This is a genomic window from Nitratidesulfovibrio oxamicus, assembly GCF_015731765.1.
GTDB lineage: Bacteria > Desulfobacterota > Desulfovibrionia > Desulfovibrionales > Desulfovibrionaceae > Cupidesulfovibrio > Cupidesulfovibrio oxamicus.
Map to the genome: position 1 here is coordinate 1 of NZ_VRYY01000514.1, position 1571 is coordinate 1571.

General features: G+C 70.3%; 2 protein-coding genes. Both read left to right on the forward strand.

Annotated elements, in window-relative coordinates; genetic code table 11:
* Positions 1 to 668, forward strand: a 668-nt coding sequence (locus FVW20_RS14745) for a molybdopterin-binding protein (RefSeq protein WP_269145837.1), incomplete at its 5' end; no start/stop codon positions are given.
* A 98-nt stretch (positions 669 to 766) separates the two neighbouring features.
* Positions 767 to 1571: TIGR00282 family metallophosphoesterase (locus FVW20_RS14750; protein ID WP_196610201.1), on the forward strand; the 805-nt coding region annotated here is incomplete at its 3' end.

Sequence of the window (1571 nt, forward strand, 5' to 3'; positions counted from 1 at the left end):
GGGCCGGGTGCGAGGCGCGTTGCCTGGGCATCGTGCCCGACGAACTGGACGCGCTGGAGGCGGCCCTGCGCGAGGGACTGCGTGACGCCGACGTGGTGCTGTTGTCCGGCGGCAGTTCCGTGGGGGTGCGCGACCTGACCGTGGCCGCGCTGTCGCGCATCGAAGGGGCCGAACTGCTGGCCCATGGCGTGGCCATCAGCCCCGGCAAGCCGACCATCCTTGCGCGAGTGCGCGGGGAGGACGGCGGGGACGGTTGCCGGGCGGTGTGGGGGCTGCCCGGGCAGGTGACCTCCGCCCAGGTGGTCATGTTCGTGCTGGGGGTACCCTTCCTGCACCACCTTTCCGGCAGGGCCGATGCCTTCGACCGGTCTCTGTGGCCCGCGCGCCGGGTGCGCCTGGCGCGCAACGTGGCGTCACGGCAGGGGCGCGAGGACTGGGTGCGGGTGCGCATCGAAACCGCCGGGCCCAATGGGCCAATCGGGCCAATCGGGCCGGACGGGGGCGGGATGGCCCCAGGCGGGGGCGATGCTGCGCCGCCGTCCGCCGTGCCGCTGCTGGGCAAGTCCGGCCTGCTGCACACGCTTACCGGGGCGCATGCGCTGGTGCGCATTCCCGAGCGGGCGGAAGGGCTTGTCGCGGGCAGCGAGCACGACGCCTATCTCATCTGATCCAACGCGGTCTTTCCGTTTTCGGCGGCGTGAGGCCTTCCTTGCCGGAAACGAAAATGTCCGCGTTGGTCGTTACACAGCACACGGAACAGCAAACCATGCGTATCCTTTTTTTCGGCGACATCGTGGGCAAGCCGGGCAGGCAGGCCCTGAAGGAACTGCTGCCCGCCCTGCGGCGCGAGCACGCCGCCGACGTGGTCATCGCCAATGGCGAAAACGCCTCCGGCGGCATCGGCCTGACGGCGGAAACCCTGCGCGAACTGCTGGGCATGGGCATCGACATCCTGACCACCGGCAACCACGTATGGAAGCACCGCGACCTGTACGGCGCGCTGGACAAGGAACAGCGCCTGCTGCGGCCCGCCAACTATCCGGCGGGAGCGCCGGGGCGAGGCCTTGGCGTGTACGACCTGCCCGGCGGGAATCGCCTGGCGGTACTGAACCTGTGCGGCACCACCTACATGGACCCGCTGGACTGCCCCTTTCGCACGGCGGAAACCCTGCTGGCCCGGCTGGAGGCGGAAGAGGGTCCGCCTGTCGTCCGTCTGGTGGACTTCCACGCCGAGGCCACCAGCGAAAAGAAGGCCCTGGGCTGGTTTCTGGATGGCCGGGTCAGCGCGGTCATCGGCACGCATACCCACGTGCAGACCGCCGACGCCATGCTGTTGCCCGGTGGTACCGCCTACCTGACCGATGCGGGGATGTGCGGGGTGGAGGCATCCGTGCTGGGCATGGACCACAAGGTCATCGTTGACCGCTTCCTGACCCGGCTGCCGCAGCGCTTTCGCCCGGCCACGGGGCGCGGCTCGCTGAACGGCGTGCTGCTGGACGTGGACGAAGCCACCGGCATGGCGCGGTCCATCCGCGCGTTGCGCGTGGCCTGCCCGGCGGCAGAGGCGTTCG